The following is a 17,991-nucleotide window of genomic DNA, read 5'->3' on the forward strand; positions in this document are numbered from 1 at the left end:
GGGTTCGGAGCCATGCGCAATCCCGTCGGCGCCCATGTCCCCGTGGCCGGCGGCCTGGCCAGGACGGGCCTGGCGTACGCGCGCGAGATCGGCGCCGAGACCGTCCAGGTCTTCGTCGCCAATCCGCGCGGCTGGGCCACACCGCCCGGGAGCCCGACGCAGGACGACCGCTTCCGCGCAGAGTGCGCGGACGGCGGCATACCGGTGTACGTACACGCCCCGTATCTGATCAACTTCGGTTCGCACACCCCGGCGACCGCTGAGAAGTCGGTGGAGTCGATGCGGCACTCACTGCGCCGCGGCCGGGAGATCGGCGCCCTGGGTGTGGTGGTGCACACCGGTTCGGCGACCGGGGGCCGTTCCCGCGAGATGGCTCTGCGGCAGGTGCGCGAGCTGGTGCTGCCGCTGCTCGACGAACTGACACACGACGACGATCCCCAGCTGCTGCTGGAGCCCACGGCCGGGCAGGGCTTCTCACTCTGCTCCTCGGTCGATGACCTCGGGTCGTACTTCGCGGCGCTGGACGCCCATCCGAGACTGGCCGTCTGCCTGGACACCTGCCATGTCTTCGCCGCCGGCCACGATCTGGCCGCGTCCGGAGGGGTCAAGGAGACCCTGGATCTGCTGGTGGACACGGTCGGCCAGGGACGACTGAAACTGGTCCACGCCAATGACTCCAAGGAGTCGGTGGGCTCGCACCGGGACCGGCACGCGAACATCGGCGCGGGCCATATCGGCGAGGTGGCGTTCGCGGAGCTGATGGCGCATCCCGCCGCGGAGGGCGTGCCGCTGGTCATCGAGACCCCGGGTCCGCAGGAGGCCTACGCGGCGGACGTGGCGCGGCTGAAACGACTGCGCCCGCCCTGACGACCGGCGGCCGCGGTCGGCGCGCGGTCAGAGCTCGGGGCCGTCCCCCGGCTCCTCCTGGTAGGAATAACGCTGCTCCCGCCAGGGATCGCCGAGGTTGTGATAGCCCCGCTCCTCCCAGAAGCCGCGGCGATCGGCGGTCATGTACTCCACACCCCTCACCCACTTCGGGCCCTTCCAGGCGTACAGATGCGGGACGACGAGCCGCAGCGGGAAACCGTGTTCGGCGGTGAGCAGCTCACCGTCCTTATGGGTGGCGAAAATCGTACGGTCGGAGAGGAAGTCGGCCAGTCGCAGATTGGCGCTGTAGCCGTACTCGGCCCAGACCATGACATGGGTGACGGACGGGGCGGGCGGGGCGAGCTCGACGATCGTCCGGGCGGGTACACCGCCCCATTCGGCCCCCAGCATGCTGAACTTCGTCACGCAGTGCAGGTCGGCCACGATCGTCGCGAACGGCAGCGCCGAGAAGTCCTCGTGGTTCCAGCAGCGCTTCTCGCCGTCCGCCGTGGCGCCGAAGACCCGGAACTCCCAGCGGTCGGCCTTGAACTTGGGTACGGGCCCGTAGTGGGTGACGGGCCAGCCACGCTGCAATCGCTGCCCCGGAGGTAGCCCGGACTGCTCGGACTCGCGTATTTCCCGGCTCTCCGGCTGACCCATGCCATCCATGGTGACAGACCGGGAGGGGTGGTCATGACCAGGTCTGGGCCGATTCGGGCAACTCCTACTAAGCATGCACTTACTGGACGGCCATGGATCACGGTGCGAGGATGCGCCCATCCTGCCCCAGTCACACGCGCGGAAGGAGCCTCTGCGATGCAGGGCGACCCTGAGGTCATCGAGTTCCTCAATGAACAGCTGACCGCCGAATTGACCGCGATCAACCAGTACTTCCTGCACGCGAAGATGCAGGAGAACTTCGGCTGGACCAAGCTCGCCAAGTACACCCGGGCCGAATCGTTCGACGAGATGAAGCACGCGGAGGTGCTCACCGACCGGATCCTGTTCCTGGACGGCCTGCCGAACTACCAGCGACTCTTCCACGTGCGGATCGGGCAGACGGTCACCGAGATGTTCCAGGCCGACCGGCAGGTCGAGGTCGAGGCCATCGACCGGCTGCGGCGCGGGATCGAGATCATGCGGAACAAGGGCGACATCACTTCGGCCAACATCTTCGAGTCGATCCTGGCGGACGAGGAGCACCACATCGACTACCTCGACACCCAGCTCGAGCTGGTCGAGAAGCTCGGGGAGCCGCTGTACATCGCCCAGCTGATCGAGCAGCCCGAGAGCTGATCGGGCCGGACTCAGGCTGCCTCGGGCAGCGCCTGCGGGAACTCAGGCGCGGGTGCCGGCAGCTCGACGGCGGACGCGCCGTCGTCCGACTCGCCAGGCGGCGCGTCAGGGCCTGCGGACAGCGCGGCGGCACTGTCGCCCTTCTCCAGGAGCTCCCGGCGAGGGCACGCGCCGCGTCCGAGCAGCCCCTGGATCCGACGGACGCAGGAACCGCAGTCCGTGCCCGCCTTCGAGACCGAGGCGATCTGGCGGGGGGTGCAGGCACCGGCCTCCGCGTGCTCCTTGACCTGCTTCTCGGTGATGCCGAAGCACGAGCAGACGTACACGCGGTTCACCTCCCGATGGGATCGGATCGTCGGATCGGATCGACAGTGGCGCCATCCCGATGATCGGTGAGGCTAACCTAACCTTACCCGCCGCCCTGGGGTGGCAAAAGCCCCGGACGCAACTGTGGGGCGCGGATCACAAGGATCCGCGCCCCACAGTCATGTCGGGTGACGGCGAGCGATCACCGTCCGTGATCACTACTGGTCGCGGTACATCTCCGCCACCAGGAACGCCAGGTCCAGTGACTGGCTGCGGTTCAACCGCGGGTCGCAGGCCGTCTCGTAGCGCTGGTGCAGATCGTCCACGAAGATCTCGTCACCGCCGCCCACGCACTCGGTGACGTCGTCGCCGGTGAGCTCGACATGGATACCGCCGGGGTGCGTACCGAGCGCCTTGTGCACCTCGAAGAAGCCCTTGACCTCGTCCAGCACGTCGTCGAAGCGGCGCGTCTTGTGCCCGGAGGCCGCCTCGAAGGTGTTGCCGTGCATCGGGTCGGCCACCCAGGCCACCGTGGCACCGGACGCGGTGACCTTCTCGATCAGGTCGGGGAGCCGGTCGCGGACCTTGTCGGCACCCATGCGGACGACGAAGGTCAGCCGGCCCGGCTCGCGCTCCGGGTCCAGCTTGTCGATGTACCGGAGAGCCTCGTCGACCGTCGTGGTCGGCCCCAGCTTCACCCCGATGGGGTTGCGGATCTTCGAGGCGAACTCGATGTGCGCGCCGTCCATCTGGCGGGTGCGCTCACCGATCCATACCATGTGGCCCGAGACGTCGTACAGCTGGCCGGTACGGGAGTCGGTGCGGGTCAGCGCCGACTCGTAGTCCAGGAGCAGTGCCTCGTGGGAGGCGAAGAACTCGACGGTGCGGAACTCGGCCGGGTCGGTGCCGCAGGCCTTCATGAAGTTCAGCGCGTTGTCGATCTCGCGCGCCAGCTGCTCATAGCGCTGGCCGGACGGGGACGACTTCACGAAGTCCTGGTTCCAGGCGTGCACCTGGCGCAGGTCGGCGTAGCCACCGGTGGTGAAGGCACGGACCAGGTTCAGCGTCGAGGCGGACGCGTGGTACATCCGCTTCAGGCGCTCGGGGTCCGGGACACGGGCTTCTTCGGTGAACTCGAAGCCGTTGACGGAGTCGCCCCGGTAGGTCGGCAGGGTCAACCCGTCGCGGGTCTCCGTGGGCTTGGAACGCGGCTTCGAGTACTGCCCGGCGATCCTTCCCACCTTGACGACGGGCACGGACGCGGCGTACGTGAGCACCGCGCCCATCTGGAGCAGGGTCTTGAGCTTGTTCCGGATGTGCTCGGCGGACACGGCGTCGAACGCCTCCGCGCAGTCGCCGCCCTGGAGCAGGAACGCCTCGCCCCTGGCGACGGCTCCGATCCGGGCGCGCAGCTGATCGCACTCGCCCGCGAAGACGAGCGGCGGATACGACTCGAGGTCCGCGATCACATCGCGCAGAGCCTCGGCATCGGGGTACTCGGGCTGCTGCGCCGCGGGCAGGTTTCGCCAGGTGTTGCCACCGGTGTCGGTGGTCTTAGCGTTCACGGTCACCCCGACAACATTACGGGGTCGCGCGGGGAGTCCAGACCTCTGCCCATTTTTTGAGACAACCTTCGCCAATCAGTGAGCCCTGCCACGCTCCTCCCGCTCTGCGCGGAAGCCCGGGGGACGCGGGCCGGATCACGCCGTATAGCCTCTCCCGCAGATGGGGGACTGACATGGACACCGGCGGCGTGGGCGGTTAGGGCGACGTGCGAAATGCGCGGGCGGCAGCGGCGATCACCGGGGCAGTGCTGTGCCTCGGTATGTCGATCTGGGGGGTCTGGTTGGTCTTCGGTGCCAGGTTGACGGCGGTGACGGGCTCGGGCCCCGCCGACGGGGTCCTCACCGTGTCGGAGTGCCACGGCAACCACGACATCGGCGGCAGCCTGCCCGGTGTCGACTGCGAGGGCGCCTTCGCAGCCGCGGGCAGCCGCGGCTCCGCCTCCCAGGACGATGTGGTGCTGGTGGGAGCCGCCGAGGACTACCCCGCGGGCAGCCGGGTCGAGGTGCGGCTGACCGACGGCGCGGCCTTCGAACCCTCGCCCGTCGAGTTCGTGACGTATGCGAGTTGGGCTGCCCTGCTGCTCACCCCGGGAGCGGTGGCGTGTCTGTGGCTGTCGGCCGTGGCCTGGCGCGGTGTGGCCCCGGCACCCGGTGGATACGCCCTGCTGGTCTTCGTCGGCGGAATCGGCGTGCTGCTGCTCGGCCTGGTGGCCCAGCTGCTGACCTCGATCGTCGTCGCACTGTTCTGAGCGCGCTGCTAAGGTGCCTCGCATGTACGCGCTGACCGACCGGAACCGGTGGTGGCCCGCTGAGACGGCGGCCCACCTCATCGCGCGTGCACACTGAGGATCCGAGACGATCCGAACGATCATCGCGAAGGCCGCCCGAGGGGCGGCCTTCTTCCGTTTCCGGGGTCGTTCCTCCCTGACGCACTCCTCTGCCGTGGAAGGAACAACCCCCGATGAAACCGCTGCACCCGATGAAACCGCTTCATCCCATGGGCCCCATGGACATCGTCGGCAGACTCCTGGACGACGACGCGGGTCCCCTCCGCCCGTTCGCGCTGCTGCGCAGGCGTACTCCCGGCCGCGAACGGGACACCGTCGATGTGCTGATCGGCCCGGTCCACCAGGCGCGGTGCCTGGCCGACGTCCCGGTGGGCGGGCTGCCCTCCCTCGCGCTGGTGCCCTTCCGGCAGATCAGGGAGCGCGGCTTCGAGGTGCGCGACGACGGCACCCCGCTCGCGGTGCTGGTCGCGGAGGAGGCGTACGAGCTGACGACCGGTGAGCTGCTGGACCGCCTGCCCGGGCATGAAGTGCGGGTCGAGCGCGGTGTCTTCGACATCGGGGACGAGGAGTACGCGCGGACGGTGCGCCGCGTCGTCGACGAGGAGATCGGGCGGGGCGAGGGTGCGAACTTCGTCGTAAGGCGCACTTTCACGGGCGAGATCCCCGGTTTCGACAGGTCCGACGCGCTCGCCCTGTTCAGGCGGCTGCTGGAGGGTGAGCGCGGCGCGTACTGGACGTTCGTCGTGCACACCGGTGACCGCACCCTGGTGGGCGCGAGCCCCGAGGTGCATGTCCGGATGTCGGGCGGGACCGTGGTGATGAACCCGATCAGCGGAACGTACCGCCATCCGGCCGGCGGGCCGTCGGTGGACGGGCTGCTGGACTTCCTCGCCGACCGCAAGGAGACCGACGAGCTCTCCATGGTGGTGGACGAGGAACTGAAGATGATGTGCACGGTCGGCGACAAGGGCGGCGTGGTGATCGGCCCGCGGCTCAAGGAGATGGCGCATCTCGCGCACACCGAGTACGAACTGCGCGGACGCTCCTCGCTCGACGTGCGGGATGTGCTGCGCGAGACCATGTTCGCCGCCACGGTCACCGGCTCCCCCGTGCAGAACGCCTGCCGGGTGATCGCCCGCCACGAACCCACCGGGCGCGGCTACTACGCGGGGGCCCTGGCCCTGCTCGGACAGGACGCGAACGGGGCGCAGACCCTGGACTCGCCGATCCTGATCCGCACCGCGGACATCTCCGCGTCGGGTGCGCTGCGCGTGCCCGTCGGCGCGACGCTGGTCCGGCACTCGGACCCGATGTCCGAGGTGGCGGAGACCCATGCCAAGGCCGCGGCGGTCCTGTCCGCGCTGGGCGTGGTGCGCCCCGGCACCGTCCCACGGGATGCCGGTACGGGACGCCGGCGGCTGGCCGACGACCCCCGGGTACGGGCGGCACTGGACGCGCGCCGGAACGAACTGGCGCCGTTCTGGCTGCGGATGCAGTCCCTGCCTCCGCAGGTCAGCGGGCACGCCTTGGTGGTGGACGGCGAGGACGCCTTCACCGCGATGCTGGCCCATGTGCTGCGCGGGGCGGGCCTGGAGGTGACCGTACGCCGCTACGACGAGCCCGGAGTGCGCGAAGCGGCCCTCTCCCACGAGGGCACGGTCGTACTCGGCCCCGGACCGGGCGACCCGTCGGACGGCGGCGATCCCAGGATGCGCCAGCTGCGCTCGCTGACGGCCGACCTGCTGGGCAGGGGCGGTGCCGGCGGGAGCCAAGGGCTGCTCGGGGTCTGCCTGGGCCACGAGCTCATCGCGGCGGAACTCGGCCTGCCGATCGCCCGCAAGGAGACGCCGTTCCAGGGTGCCCAGGCGCGGATCGGTCTCTTCGGCGACGAGGAGACGGTCGGCTTCTACAACAGCTTCACGGCGGTGTGCGACGAGGAGGCCCGCGAGCGGCTGTCGGCACTCGGGATCGAGGTCAGCCGCGACACGGGGACGAAGGAGGTGCACGCGCTGCGCGGGGACGGTTTTGCGGGGATCCAGTTCCACCCCGAGTCGGTGCTGACCCTGCGGGGCCCGGAGATCGTGCGCGCACTGCTGAAGGGGCTGGTCAGGGAGCCCTCGGTGTAGGGCCCGAAGCCGAAGCCGGCAGCCCGGGGCCCGCCCGGCGGCTGCGGGCGGAGCCTCGGGCCGGCTTCGGCTTCGGCTTCGGACGTGCCATCAGCCGAAGAAGACTCCGGCCTCCCGATAGAGCGAGGGATCGACCGTCTTCAGCTTCGCCGTCGCCTCGGAGATCGGGACACGGACGATGTCCGTGCCTCGCAGCGCGACCATCTTCCCGAAGTCCCTGTCGCGCACCGCGTCGATCGCGTGCAGGCCGAAGCGGGTCGCGAGCCAGCGGTCGAAGGCGCTGGGGGTTCCGCCGCGCTGGACATGCCCCAGCACAGTGGTCCTGGCCTCCTTGCCGGTGCGGCGCTCGATCTCCTTGGCGAGCCACTCGCCGACGCCGGAGAGGCGCACATGCCCGAAGGAGTCGCGGGTCTCGTCCTTGAGGACCATGTCGCCGTCCCTCGGCATCGCGCCCTCGGCGACCACCACGATCGGCGCGTACGAGGCACGGAAGCGCGAGGTGACCCAGGCGCACACCTGTTCCATGTCGAAGCGCTGCTCCGGGACGAGGATGACGTTCGCGCCGCCCGCGAGGCCCGAGTGCAGCGCGATCCAGCCCGCGTGGCGTCCCATCACCTCGACAACCAGCACCCGCATATGGGACTCGGCGGTGGTGTGCAGCCGGTCGATGGCCTCGGTGGCGATACCGACCGCGGTGTCGAACCCGAAGGTGTAGTCCGTGGCGGACAGGTCGTTGTCGATGGTCTTCGGCACGCCGACGCAGTTGATCCCGTACTCGTCGGCGAGCCTGGCCGCGACTCCGAGTGTGTCCTCACCGCCGATCGCGATGAGGGCCTCCACCTCGTGCTTGGCGAGGTTCTCCTTGATCCGGCGGATGCCGTTCTCCTGCTGGAGCGGGTTGGTACGCGACGAGCCGAGGATGGTGCCGCCCCGGGGCAGGATCCCGCGCACGGCGGGGATGTCGAGCGGGACGGTGTCGCCCTCCAATGGCCCGCGCCAGCCGTCCCGGTAGCCGGTGAAGTCGTATCCGTACTCCTGGACGCCCTTGCGGACGATGCCGCGGATGACCGCGTTCAGACCCGGGCAGTCGCCGCCCCCGGTCAGTACTCCGACCCGCATGGAAGTTCCCTTCGCCGTCGGTGGTGGCATAGGGGGACCACGCTAGTAGTGACCCAGGTCACTCCGGGACGGTGTGTCGGCTGAAATCCCATACAACAGGCGGCTGTCGGCGTGCGCCGGTCTGCCTCGATTCGCTCGGACGAGTGATCGGTGTGATCAGGCGTCGTCCAGCCCGCGCTCGATCGCGTACCGCACAAGCTCCACGCGGTTGTGCAGCTGGAGCTTGCCGAGGGTGTTCTGCACATGGTTCTGCACGGTGCGGTGCGAGATGACGAGCCTCTCGGCGATCTGCTTGTACGACAGCCCCTTCGCGACCAGCCGCAGCACCTCGGTCTCGCGCTCGGTGAGCTGGGGCGCCTTCGGCTGGTCGGCGCCGGTCGCCGGCACGGGCTCCGCAGCCAACCGCCGATACTCCCCCAGGACCAGCCCCGCGAGGCCGGGCGTGAACACCGGGTCGCCGACGGCGGTCCGTTGTACGGCGTCGATCAACTCCTCGGTGCTGGCCGATTTCAGCAGATAGCCGGTCGCACCCGACTTCACCGCCTCCAGTACATCCGCGTGCTCACCGCTCGCCGAAAGCACCAGCACTCTGAGGGCCGGGTTCGCCGCGACGACTTCCTTGCAGACCTGGGCACCGGGCATCTCGGGGAGGTTGAGGTCGAGTACGAGGACATCGGGCGAGACGGCACGGGCGCGCCGCACCGCCTGCGGTCCGTCGCCGGCCGTGGCCACCACGTCGCAGCCGGCCTCCGTCAGGTCGCGGGCGACCGCGTCCCGCCACATCGGGTGGTCGTCCACGACCATGACCCGGATCGGCGCCTCCGCGGTCTCCGCCGTGTCCGGCCCATCGGTGGTCTTCGTCATCGCTTCGCCTTCCCCCGTGTCCCGCGCGGGACCTTGAGCTCGACTTCCGTTCCCTGCCCCGGCACCGAGACCAGCTCGGCCGTCCCGCCGATGTCCCGCAGCCGGCCGCGGATGGACTGCGCCACTCCGAGCCTGCCCTCCCCCTCGGCCTGGGCGAGCCGCCCTTCCGGGATGCCGGGGCCGTCGTCACGTACGGTCACGATCACCTCGTGCGACCAATCCTCCACCAGGATCCAGGCCTGGGCCCCGTCACCGGCGTGCCTGCGGACATTGTCCAGGGCGGCACCGACAGCGGCTGCCAGCTCACGCGCCTCGCGCGGCGGAAGCGGCACGGGCGCACCCGGTTCGGAGAGGGTGACGCCGGCTCCGGCATACCGGGTGAGCAGGGTGCGCAGATCGCGCGGGGCCCCGTCGCCTTCGGCCCCGTCCCCCTCGTCCGCCGGGCCTCCGGGCTCGTTCACCACCCGTACCAGCGCGCCCTGGGTCTCGTCCTCCGAGACCCGTGACATGGGCAGCAGTCCGCCCAAGACCAGGGTCCGCAGGGCGACTTCCTGTTCACCCGCCATCCGGCCCAGCTCGGCGGCCTCCCCACCGAGCGCGGTGCCGCGTCGCTGCACCATCGCCAGCACCTGGAGCACGCTGTCGTGGATGTCGCGGGCCAGCCGCTCCCGCTCGCGGGTGGCCGCCTCGATCTCCAGGGCACGAGCCAGGGTGCGTTCCGACGCGCGGGCGATCTCCACGACGTACCCGATGCCGATCGAGGCGACCCACACCAGCAGCACGTTGTGGAAGGTGTCGCGGCTGGGCTCGCCGCGCTCGATGATGTTGGCCACCGCGACGAGCAAGGAGGCGAAACCGGCCCAGCGCCAGCCGCCCTTGATCGCGAACGCGAGGACCGACCCTGCCGTCCAGATCGACGGCAGGGTGGGCAGGTCCATCCGCTGGGCGTCGGTGTCGGCGAGCGGCGTGAGCAGGATGCCGGTGAGGGCGACGGTGATGTCGGCTGTGAGGAACCGCTTGGTGCAGCTCGCCGCATTGGCCACCTTGGGGAGGGTGACCAGGGTCCACATGCCCAGGACCGCGAGATAGGCGATGGCCACCCAAGGGCGCTCGAACCTGACGCGGCCGAAGACGAAGAGCAACACGGCGTAACCCGCCGTCAGCAGGCGGTATGCGGTCAGGGCGCGCCAAAGCGGCAGCTCGACCGACATCCGGACGACCCGCTCACGTCTGGGCATGTTCCCCCTCCGCCGCCCTCGCGCCCGTCTCCGGGCGGGCGGACCGGCGCTGTCAGGCGCCGCGCCGTTCCTCCGTGGCCTCCGTGGTGGCGTCCTCGGTGCCGGATGCCGCGGACTGCCGGGGCGCGGGCTCCTTGGCCGCTGCCTTCGCCGCCGCCTTCGCGGCCTTCTCCGCGTCCGTGATCTGGCGCTTGGCGGCGGTGGCGTAGATGTCCACGTACTCCTGACCGGAGAGCTTCATGATCTCGTACATGACCTCGTCGGTCACCGAGCGCAGGATGAAGCGGTCGTGGTCCATGCCGTGGTAGCGGCTGAAGTCGAGCGGCTTGCCGATGCGGATCCCCGGTCGCATCAGCTTGGGCAGGAGTTTCCCGGGCGGCTGGATCTTCTCGGTGTCGATCATCGCGACGGGGATGACTGGTGCGCCCGTCGCCAGCGCCACCCGGGCGAGACCGCCCGGCTTGCCGCGGTAGAGCCGCCCGTCGGGCGACCGGGTGCCCTCGGGGTAGATGCCGAACAGCTCTCCGCGCTTGATCACGTCGATACCGCTCTTGATGGCCGCCTCACCCGCGCCGCGCGCACCCGAACGGTCCACCGGGAGCTGGCCGACGCCCTTGAAGAAAGCGGCGGTCAGCTTGCCCTTCAGTCCGGGGGAGGTGAAGTACTCGGCCTTGGCGATGAAGGTCACCTTGCGGTCCAGCATCGCCGGCAGGAAGAAGGAATCCGAGAAGGACAGGTGATTGCTCGCGATGATCGCGGGCCCCTCGGCGGGGATGTTCTCGAGGCCCTCCACCCAGGGTCTGAAGGCAAGCTTCAGCGACCCTCCGAGGGAGAACTTCATGGCGCCGTAGATCAACTCGCATGCCTTCCTGGTGTCCGACGCAAAGACCTTAACCCGTACGGGTAGGACGCCCTGCCTCCCGGTGCCGCGCTGAGGCACCCTCGGACCTAGTCGGTGTCAGCGCGGTCGCGTAACGTGAAGGCACCTCCGGATCGCCGGCGGATCGACTTCGGATTCGGGTCGGGGCCTGGACCCCGCCTCGGAACCGGTCCACTGCCGAGTTCCCCCGCGGTCCTTGCGATGCCCTGCCTTTCCTTCTCGCTCTTGATCTTGATCTTGATCTTGATCGTCTTGCGATTGCCTCTCATTGCCTCTCAACGAACAGGAGACGCCCGGTGCCGGTACTGCCTGGAGCTGAGCCCTACCACCACGAGGGTGGCGAAGTCGGTGTCCTTCTCTGCCACGGATTCACCGGTGCCCCGCAGTCGCTGCGCCCCTGGGCGGAGTACCTGGCTGAGCGCGGACTGACCGTGTCGCTGCCGCTGCTGCCCGGCCATGGCACCCGCTGGCAGGACATGCAGCTGACCGGATGGCAGGACTGGTACGCGGAGGTGGACAGGGAACTGCGCACGCTCACGGAGCGGTGCGGTCGGGTCTTCGTCTTCGGCCTCTCCATGGGCGGTGCGCTGACGCTGCGGCTCGCGGCCAAGCACGGCGACGCGATCAGCGGCATCGTGCTGGTCAACCCGGCCAACAAGATGCACGGTCTTGCCGCCAAGGCGCTTCCGGTGGCCCGGTATCTGATCCCCAGCACCAAGGGCATCGCCAGCGATATCGCCAAGGAGGGCTCGGACGAGGTCGGCTACGACCGGGTGCCGCTGCGCGCGGCGCACTCCCTGCGCGAATTCCTCAAGCTGGTGGACGGGGAACTGCCCCAGGTCACCCAGCCGATGGTGCTGCTGCACAGCCCGCAGGACCATGTGGTGCCGCCCGTCGACTCGGCCAGGATCCTCAGCCGCGTGTCGTCCCGGGACGTCAAGGAGATCCTGCTGGAACAGAGCTACCACGTGGCGACGTTGGACCATGACGCGGAGCTGATTTTCGAGGAGAGCTACGCGTTCGTCGGCCGACTCGCTCCGGATGCCGTGAAGTCTCCGAGCGGCGGGGAGAAGGGAAGCACATCCGGTGGCTGAGCAGCACGACGCGGACCGTGACGACCGCGACCCCGAGCCGCGGCCGATCGACGAGGAGGCCGCATGGGCGGCCATCGTCGCGGGCTACGGCGATGAGCCGGCGGATCCGCCGGGTTCCAGGCCGTTCAGATCCATCGAGGATCTGGCGCTTCCGGACGGCCTGAACGGTCCGGACCGCACACCGGAAGGGACCGACGGGCCCGACGGCCCCGACACGCCCACCACGCCCGCCAATCCGGACAAGCCGGACAAGTTCGCGAAGAGCAGGCCGTCGGCTTCCGAGGACGACGGCGGTGCCGGGGACGACGAGCGTGGCCCCGGCTCCGTCAAGCCGCTGGGCAGCTCGATCGTGTTCGCACCGGGCGTCGGTCCCGGCACGGGTCCACGCGACTACCAGGTGCCCGAGGCGAGCGACGACGACCCCGGCGATTCGGACGAGGGCCACTTCGTGCCGCCCGAGCCGCCGCCGCTGCCCGAGGCCGACACGACCGCCAAGTTCGCCTGGCTCGCTGTGATCGGCGGCCCGGTGCTGCTGCTGCTCGCCGTGCTGCTCGGCTGGAACATGACGTGGTGGCTGACCACGCTCGGGGTCGGCGGCTTCGTCGGCGGGTTCATCACCCTGGTGGCACGGATGTCGCACGGGGACGACGAGGAGGACGACGACCCGGGGCGCGGCGCTGTGGTCTGAGGCAGAAACTGTCTGCCTGGCCGTGCTCAGCCCGTCGGCACCGGGATGCGCAGAGCGGCCAGCACCGGCAGGTGGTCCGTCGCGGCCCTCAGGTCGGCCGCGCTGACGCCGGGGTGGTCCGACGGCACCCCGCAGCCGAGTACCTCGATGCCCGGCGTCGCGAAGACGGCGTCGACGCGCTTGTTCGGGGTGTCGGGTGTGAAGGTGTGCTCGCCACCCCAGGGACGCACCTGCCGGCAGTCCTGGAGCTCGGCCGCGATGCGGCGGAATCCGGGGCCGTCGGGCGGTTCGTTGATGTCCCCGGCCACGATGGCCTGCGGTACGCCCATTGCCCCGAGCCGCTCCAGCAGCAGTCCCGCCTGGGTGTAGCGCTCGGCGGCGTTCAGGCTCAGATGGCAGCCGAGCAGTCCGACCCTGGCCCGCCCGAACCGTACGACGGCGGTCGCGAAGCCCCGGCGGTGCAGGCCGGGAGTCAGTGGTAGCAATACGTCCTCGGTGCGCTCCACGGTCGCTCGCAGCGAGCAGAGCAACAGCGGCCCCGCGGCGGTGGCGCCACCCCCCAGTACGACCAGCTCGCTCTTGGCCGCGAGGCGTGCGGCGTGCTTGCGCCAGCGGAAGAAGCGCGGCGCTTCCTGGATGAACACCAGATCGGGCCGACAGGCGCGGATCACCCGGGCGAGCGCGTCCTCGTCGTCCCGCAGGGAGCGGATGTTGTAGCTGAGCGCCCGTACGACCGCGGAACCATCCGGCTCGGTACGGGAGTTGGGAAGGGTGTGGGGCTCGGGCGGCGTCGGCATGCGGTCAAGATAGCGGGGTGCGAAGCCACCTGACCGCCGGACCGTACCGAGGTACACGGGTGCGGTACGCGGCACTGCCGCGCAGCCGTGGCACACGGCCACCGGGCCCTGGTACACGGAGTGCCCGCAGTCCCCGGCTGAAGGGGACGGCGGGCACGCGCGCGTACGAACGGGTCAGCCCTGGCGGGCCAGGTCGGCGGCGCCGACCATGCCTGCCCTGTTGCCGAGCTGGGCGGCGAGCACCTGGGCGTGCGGGCGCCACTGTGCCCCGATCAGCCAGCGGCGGAAGGACTTGCGGATCGGGTCGAGAACCAGATCGCCCTCGTCCGAGACACCGCCGCCGACGATGAAGGCGGACGGGTCGAACAGCGAGGCCAGGTCCGCGAGTCCGGCCCCCGCCCAGCGCGCCAGCTCGCGGAAGGAGTCGACGGCCACCTTGTCGCCCTGCCGCGCCGCCTCGCTGACATGCCTGCCTTCGATGCCCGCGGGCGTGCCGTCGCCGAGTCCGAGCAGGATCCGTGCGTTCTCCGGGGTCGCGCCCGCACGCTGCTGGGCGTACCGGACGAGGGCGCGCCCCGAGGCGTACTGCTCCCAGCAGCCCTGGCTGCCGCAACCGCACAGCAGCCCGTCCGGGACGACCCGGATGTGGCCGAACTCCGCCGCCACGCCGAAACGGCCGCGGCGCAGCTTGTTGCCGATGATGATGCCTCCGCCCAGGCCGGTGCCGAGCGTGATGCAGATGACGTCCTCATGCCCCTGGCCGGCACCGAAGCGGTATTCACCCCACGCCGCCGCGTTGGCGTCGTTCTCCACGACGACGGGGAGGCTGACGCGCTGCTCGACCTTGTCCTTCAGCGGCTCGTGGCGCCACTGGATGTTCGGTGCGAAGAGGACGGTGGCACGCTTGTCGTCGACATAGCCGGCGGCGCCGATGCCGACCGCTTCGATGTCGTGCCCCTTACCGGCTCCGGTGACGGCCGCGCAGATCGCGTCCACGATCCCGTCGGCTGTGGGCGGAGTGGGCACCGTGTGCGTTTCGAGAATGGTGCCCTCTTCGTCAACCACGCCGGCCGCGATCTTGGTGCCGCCGATGTCGACGCCGATGGTGAGTCCCATATGTCCCTCAGTTTTCGGTCGTGCCCCGCTAGGGCCAACCGTACCCGAGGGACCCCCCGCCTCAGTCCAGGTCGATCTGCTCGCGCGGCCCGTCGTCGGGGCCGTCCCGCCGCTCGCCGGGTGTCCCGCCGGGCTTCTCGTCCGGGGTCACGCCCTGGGTATCGCCGCGCGTCCAGCGCCGCTCATGACCCTCGACGGCGGAGCGGTAGGCCGCGAGCAGCTCGCTTCCGGCGGCGGCGAGATGGTCGAAGACCTGCGGATTGCGCTCGATGACCGGCTCGACGGCAGCCTTGGCCTGGCTGATCATCTGCTGTACGGCACCCTGTGCCGCCATACCGAAGAGCGGGTTCTGCAATGAGGACACCCTGTCGGCCACGGCATCCATCAACTTGCGTAGCTCCTCCGCCGCGGACCCGGTGCCGCCGCCGTGCCCGTACTGCTGCTCCCTGCGGCGGGCTCGCTCGGCCGCCAGGTCCTCGGCACACGCTTCGGCCCAGGCGTCGGCATCGGCGGCGGGACGCTCGGTGGCATCGCTCATGGCGCGCTCCTGGAGAACGGGAAGGACTGCTTGATTCCGACGGTACCCGAACGGGGCGTACCCCCGTTCAGCGGCGCTGCGGCCACACAGCCGGATCGGGTGTGAACCTGATCCGGAGCTCGCCGTCCCTGAGACCCGCGCCCGAGACGGTGCAACGGCGCAGCACCGGAGGCAGCGGGAGCACCCGCCGGAAGGGCCCCACGGTGACCAGGAGTTCATCGCCGCGGCGAACCAGCCCCAGCTCCTCCTTTACTGCACCGGGGAGCGGGAGCACCCAGTGGAGCTCGCCCTCGCTCGCGTCCCCACTCCCACCCCGGCCCACGCCCGATGACGGTGCCCGCCGGATGTCCCAGGGTTCGGGATGGTCCGCCGCCTCCGGCTCCGGGCCCATGCCCAGCGCGGGTGCCAGTGCGGACAGGTCGTCGAGTCCTCGGGGATCCCTGCCCAGATGAGCCACCGGCAGCAGCGGTACCGTGCCGGTCCCGGGCCCGCTCTCCTGGTGCCAGCGGTCCAGTGCCTTCTCCTGCTGGGCCCGGAGCCCGGCGAGCCAGGGGTCCGGCGACGCCGACGGCAGGATGCGGTTGGCCACCACAGCGTCCACCCGCATCCCGTACAGCGCGACGCCCAGCCGCGCCGTCAGCAGGGCGTCCTCAGCGGCAGGGCCGGGCTCGGCGACCAGCCGGACCGTGGTGTCCGTGTCCTCGATCAGCTGCTGTACGGCGCTGAGCTCCGTCTCCCAGCGAGCGGCGCTCTCGTACAGCCACCGCGCGGGCATCGGCACGCCGGCGAGCTGGGCCAGCACCGGGCGAAGTGCCCGGGCCGCCTGGCGTTCCGGCGGCAGCAGGCGCCGCACATAGCGGCGCAGCTGTTCGGGCAGGCCGAGCAGGGCGATCGTCTCGTGGACCGGCGGCATGTCGACGACGACCGTGTCCCAGACAGCGCCGCGCCGCAGTTCGCGCAGCGCCTTCAGCAGCGCGAACTGCTCGCTGCCGGGAAGCTCCGTGAGCTCTTCGTCCTCCAGCTTCCGGGCGCCCAGCAGATCGAGCGCCCCGGTGCAGCGCTCCTGGAAGGCGAGCAGTTCGCGGCGGAAGTGCGCGCCGGAGTCGATACGAGCGGCCCACATGCGCTCGGCCACGTCGACCGGTTCGATGCCCACGGGCGCGCCCAGCACGGACGCGCCCCCGGCCGTGAGCAGCAGGGTTCGCCGACCACTGCGGGCCGCGGCGAGCGCGGTGGCCGCCGCGACGGTGGTGCGGCCCGAACCGCCGAGCCCGGTGACAAGGACGAGTCGCATGTGAGGAGACGGTCAGGCGCCGGCGCCGGACTCGACGCGCTTCTTCAGACCCGCGAGGGCGCGGTCGATGATGACCTTCTCGGCCTTGCGCTTGATCATGCCGAGCATCGGGATCTTGACGTCCACGGTGAGCTGGTACGTGACCTCGGTCCGCTCACCGCCGTCGACCGGCGCCAGCGTGTAGGAGCCGTCGAGCTCGCGCAGCATCTGGGATTTGACCAGCGTCCAGGAGACCTGGTTCGCCCCCGTCCAGGTGTACGCGAGGGTGTGGTCGTCCTTGATGGCGCCGGCGTCGAGCACCAGCCGGACCTTCGCCGCACGCCCCTGGTCGTCCTTCTCCAGGACCTCGGTCTCCTTCACCTCGCCGGTCCACTCCGGGTAGCGCGCGAAGTCGGAGATCACCCCCATGACGTCGGCGGGCGCCGCGTCGATGGTGATGCTCGAGCTGGTGTGTTCCGCCATCGCCGGGCTCCTCCAGTGGTCTCCGGTGCTCTCCGGACAAGGTTGCGATGTGCAATCTACCGTGACCGTGCCGCTCACCATTCCAGGGCCCAGGGCCGTCCCGTGGCGGCGAAGTGCCCAACGTTCACGCACTCGGTGGCGCCGATCCGCATCCGCTGGGCCAGCGGCTGGTGGACGTGCCCGAACAGCGCGTACCGGGGCCGGGTGCGGCGGATGGCGTCCAGCAGGGCGCGGCTGCCGCGCTCGAAACGGCGTGGGATGACGTCGTAGGTCAGCTCGGGCACGTCCGGTGGGATGTGCGAGCACAGGACGTCCACTTCGCCGAGCGCCTCGACCTTGGCCGCGTACTCCTCGTCGGAGATCTCGAAGGGCGTGCGCATGGGGGTGCGCAGTCCGCCGCCGACGAAACCGAAGACACGGCCGTCGAGCTCGACCCGGTCGCCGTCCAGCACCGTGGTGCCGGGGCGGGCGTACTCCGGCCAGAGGGCGGGGATGTCCACGTTCCCGTACGTCGCATACGTCGGCGTGGGGAAGGCGGCGAACATCTCGGCGTACTGCTTGCGCACGGCGGAGACGATGGCGGCTTCGCGGTCCAGGCCAGCCCACAGTTGCCGCCCGAACGCCCGGGCCTCCTCGAAGCGGCGCGCGGTGCGCAGCGCCACGATCCGATCGGCGTTCTCGACCCCGAAGAGGTCGGGGAAGATCCCGCGCGAGTGATCGGCGTAGTCCAGGAAGAGCACCAGGTCACCCAGGCAGATCAAGGCATCGGCCCCCTCACCGGCCCTGGCCAGGTCTCTTGTGTTCCCATGGACGTCGCTGACTACGTGAACGCGCATTCACATCACCCCGCGATCACCCTAAGTGGAACAGCGCACACAGGATAGAGGTGGCGATCGACGTCCAGACCTGCACGAACTTCGCGGGCCGGGAGACGGTGTCATAGGGTTCGCGAT

General features: G+C 70.2%; 19 protein-coding genes. 6 read left to right on the forward strand and 13 right to left on the reverse strand.

Translation table 11 applies throughout. The features are described 5' to 3' along the window. Nucleotides 1-12: 12 nt before the first annotated feature. Nucleotides 13-867, forward strand: a complete 855-nt coding sequence (locus V1460_RS26870; protein WP_338676194.1) for a deoxyribonuclease IV — start codon at nucleotides 13-15, stop codon at nucleotides 865-867. Between the two features lie 27 nt (nucleotides 868-894). On the opposite strand, the gene V1460_RS26875 is transcribed toward V1460_RS26870, so the two are convergent. Further along, nucleotides 895-1,527 carry a sulfite oxidase-like oxidoreductase gene (locus tag V1460_RS26875; RefSeq protein WP_338676195.1) on the reverse strand — a complete coding sequence of 211 codons (633 nt, stop codon included), beginning with the start codon at nucleotides 1,525-1,527 and terminating at the stop codon, nucleotides 895-897. 156 nt (nucleotides 1,528-1,683) lie between these two features. Here V1460_RS26875 and bfr point away from each other — a divergent pair, with 156 nt between their 5' ends. Further along, a complete protein-coding gene (bfr, locus tag V1460_RS26880; RefSeq protein WP_338676196.1) occupies nucleotides 1,684-2,163 on the forward strand; it encodes a bacterioferritin in 480 nt (159 codons plus the stop codon). Nucleotides 2,164-2,174: 11 nt separating this feature from the next. On the opposite strand, the gene V1460_RS26885 is transcribed toward bfr, so the two are convergent. Continuing rightward, a complete protein-coding gene (locus tag V1460_RS26885) occupies nucleotides 2,175-2,489 on the reverse strand; it encodes a (2Fe-2S)-binding protein (protein WP_338678217.1) in 315 nt (104 codons plus the stop codon). A gap of 198 nt (nucleotides 2,490-2,687) precedes the next feature. Next, the gene (locus tag V1460_RS26890) at nucleotides 2,688-4,034 is read right to left on the reverse strand and encodes a class II 3-deoxy-7-phosphoheptulonate synthase (RefSeq protein ID WP_338678218.1); all 1,347 of its coding nucleotides are present in this window, start codon (nucleotides 4,032-4,034) and stop codon (nucleotides 2,688-2,690) included. Nucleotides 4,035-4,240: 206 nt separating this feature from the next. On the opposite strand from V1460_RS26890, the gene V1460_RS26895 reads away from it, so the two are divergent. Both V1460_RS26895 and V1460_RS26900 read left to right on the forward strand, forming a co-directional pair. Continuing rightward, nucleotides 4,241-4,783 carry a hypothetical protein gene (locus V1460_RS26895; protein WP_338676197.1) on the forward strand — a complete coding sequence of 181 codons (543 nt, stop codon included), beginning with the start codon at nucleotides 4,241-4,243 and terminating at the stop codon, nucleotides 4,781-4,783. A 257-nt stretch (nucleotides 4,784-5,040) separates the two neighbouring features. Continuing rightward, nucleotides 5,041-6,948: an anthranilate synthase family protein gene (locus tag V1460_RS26900; protein WP_338678219.1), complete on the forward strand. Its 1,908-nt coding sequence runs from the start codon at nucleotides 5,041-5,043 to the stop codon at nucleotides 6,946-6,948. A gap of 90 nt (nucleotides 6,949-7,038) precedes the next feature. On the opposite strand, the gene V1460_RS26905 is transcribed toward V1460_RS26900, so the two are convergent. From V1460_RS26905 to V1460_RS26920, 4 genes are all read right to left on the reverse strand, one after another. Further along, entirely contained in the window at nucleotides 7,039-8,067 is a 1,029-nt protein-coding gene (locus V1460_RS26905) for a 6-phosphofructokinase (RefSeq protein WP_338676198.1), read from the reverse strand. A gap of 156 nt (nucleotides 8,068-8,223) precedes the next feature. After that, nucleotides 8,224-8,931, reverse strand: a complete 708-nt coding sequence (locus V1460_RS26910; protein ID WP_338676199.1) for a response regulator transcription factor — start codon at nucleotides 8,929-8,931, stop codon at nucleotides 8,224-8,226. Further along, nucleotides 8,928-10,169, reverse strand: a complete 1,242-nt coding sequence (gene macS / locus V1460_RS26915) for a MacS family sensor histidine kinase (protein WP_338676200.1) — start codon at nucleotides 10,167-10,169, stop codon at nucleotides 8,928-8,930. Before macS ends, V1460_RS26910 begins: the two co-directional genes overlap by 4 nt. 52 nt (nucleotides 10,170-10,221) lie before the next feature. Continuing rightward, entirely contained in the window at nucleotides 10,222-11,010 is a 789-nt protein-coding gene (locus V1460_RS26920) for a lysophospholipid acyltransferase family protein (RefSeq protein WP_338676201.1), read from the reverse strand. A gap of 335 nt (nucleotides 11,011-11,345) precedes the next feature. On the opposite strand from V1460_RS26920, the gene V1460_RS26925 reads away from it, so the two are divergent. Together V1460_RS26925 and V1460_RS26930 are read left to right on the forward strand one after the other, a co-directional pair. Further along, nucleotides 11,346-12,143 carry an alpha/beta fold hydrolase gene (locus V1460_RS26925; RefSeq protein ID WP_338676202.1) on the forward strand — a complete coding sequence of 266 codons (798 nt, stop codon included), beginning with the start codon at nucleotides 11,346-11,348 and terminating at the stop codon, nucleotides 12,141-12,143. After that, on the forward strand, nucleotides 12,136-12,831 hold the full coding sequence (locus tag V1460_RS26930; RefSeq protein WP_338676203.1) for a hypothetical protein: 696 nt from the start codon (nucleotides 12,136-12,138) through the stop codon (nucleotides 12,829-12,831). The genes V1460_RS26925 and V1460_RS26930 overlap by 8 nt, the downstream gene beginning before the upstream one ends. Before the next feature lie 26 nt (nucleotides 12,832-12,857). On the opposite strand, the gene V1460_RS26935 is transcribed toward V1460_RS26930, so the two are convergent. The 6 genes from V1460_RS26935 to V1460_RS26960 form a co-directional block, all read right to left on the reverse strand. Continuing rightward, entirely contained in the window at nucleotides 12,858-13,628 is a 771-nt protein-coding gene (locus V1460_RS26935; protein WP_338676204.1) for an endonuclease/exonuclease/phosphatase family protein, read from the reverse strand. A gap of 174 nt (nucleotides 13,629-13,802) precedes the next feature. Beyond that, nucleotides 13,803-14,744, reverse strand: a complete 942-nt coding sequence (locus V1460_RS26940) for an ROK family glucokinase (protein WP_338676205.1) — start codon at nucleotides 14,742-14,744, stop codon at nucleotides 13,803-13,805. A gap of 61 nt (nucleotides 14,745-14,805) precedes the next feature. Continuing rightward, on the reverse strand, nucleotides 14,806-15,282 hold the full coding sequence (locus tag V1460_RS26945) for a DUF5304 domain-containing protein (protein ID WP_338676206.1): 477 nt from the start codon (nucleotides 15,280-15,282) through the stop codon (nucleotides 14,806-14,808). A 67-nt stretch (nucleotides 15,283-15,349) separates the two neighbouring features. Continuing rightward, nucleotides 15,350-16,576, reverse strand: coding sequence for an ArsA-related P-loop ATPase (locus V1460_RS26950; protein ID WP_338676207.1), 1,227 nt, complete (start codon nucleotides 16,574-16,576; stop codon nucleotides 15,350-15,352). Nucleotides 16,577-16,588: 12 nt separating this feature from the next. Then, the gene (locus V1460_RS26955) at nucleotides 16,589-17,038 is read right to left on the reverse strand and encodes an SRPBCC family protein (RefSeq protein ID WP_338676208.1); all 450 of its coding nucleotides are present in this window, start codon (nucleotides 17,036-17,038) and stop codon (nucleotides 16,589-16,591) included. A 74-nt stretch (nucleotides 17,039-17,112) separates the two neighbouring features. After that, nucleotides 17,113-17,874 carry a metallophosphoesterase gene (locus tag V1460_RS26960; RefSeq protein WP_338676209.1) on the reverse strand — a complete coding sequence of 254 codons (762 nt, stop codon included), beginning with the start codon at nucleotides 17,872-17,874 and terminating at the stop codon, nucleotides 17,113-17,115. Between the last annotated feature and the right edge of the window lie 117 nt (nucleotides 17,875-17,991).

The organism is Streptomyces sp. SCSIO 30461, from assembly GCF_037023745.1.
GTDB lineage: Bacteria > Actinomycetota > Actinomycetes > Streptomycetales > Streptomycetaceae > Streptomyces.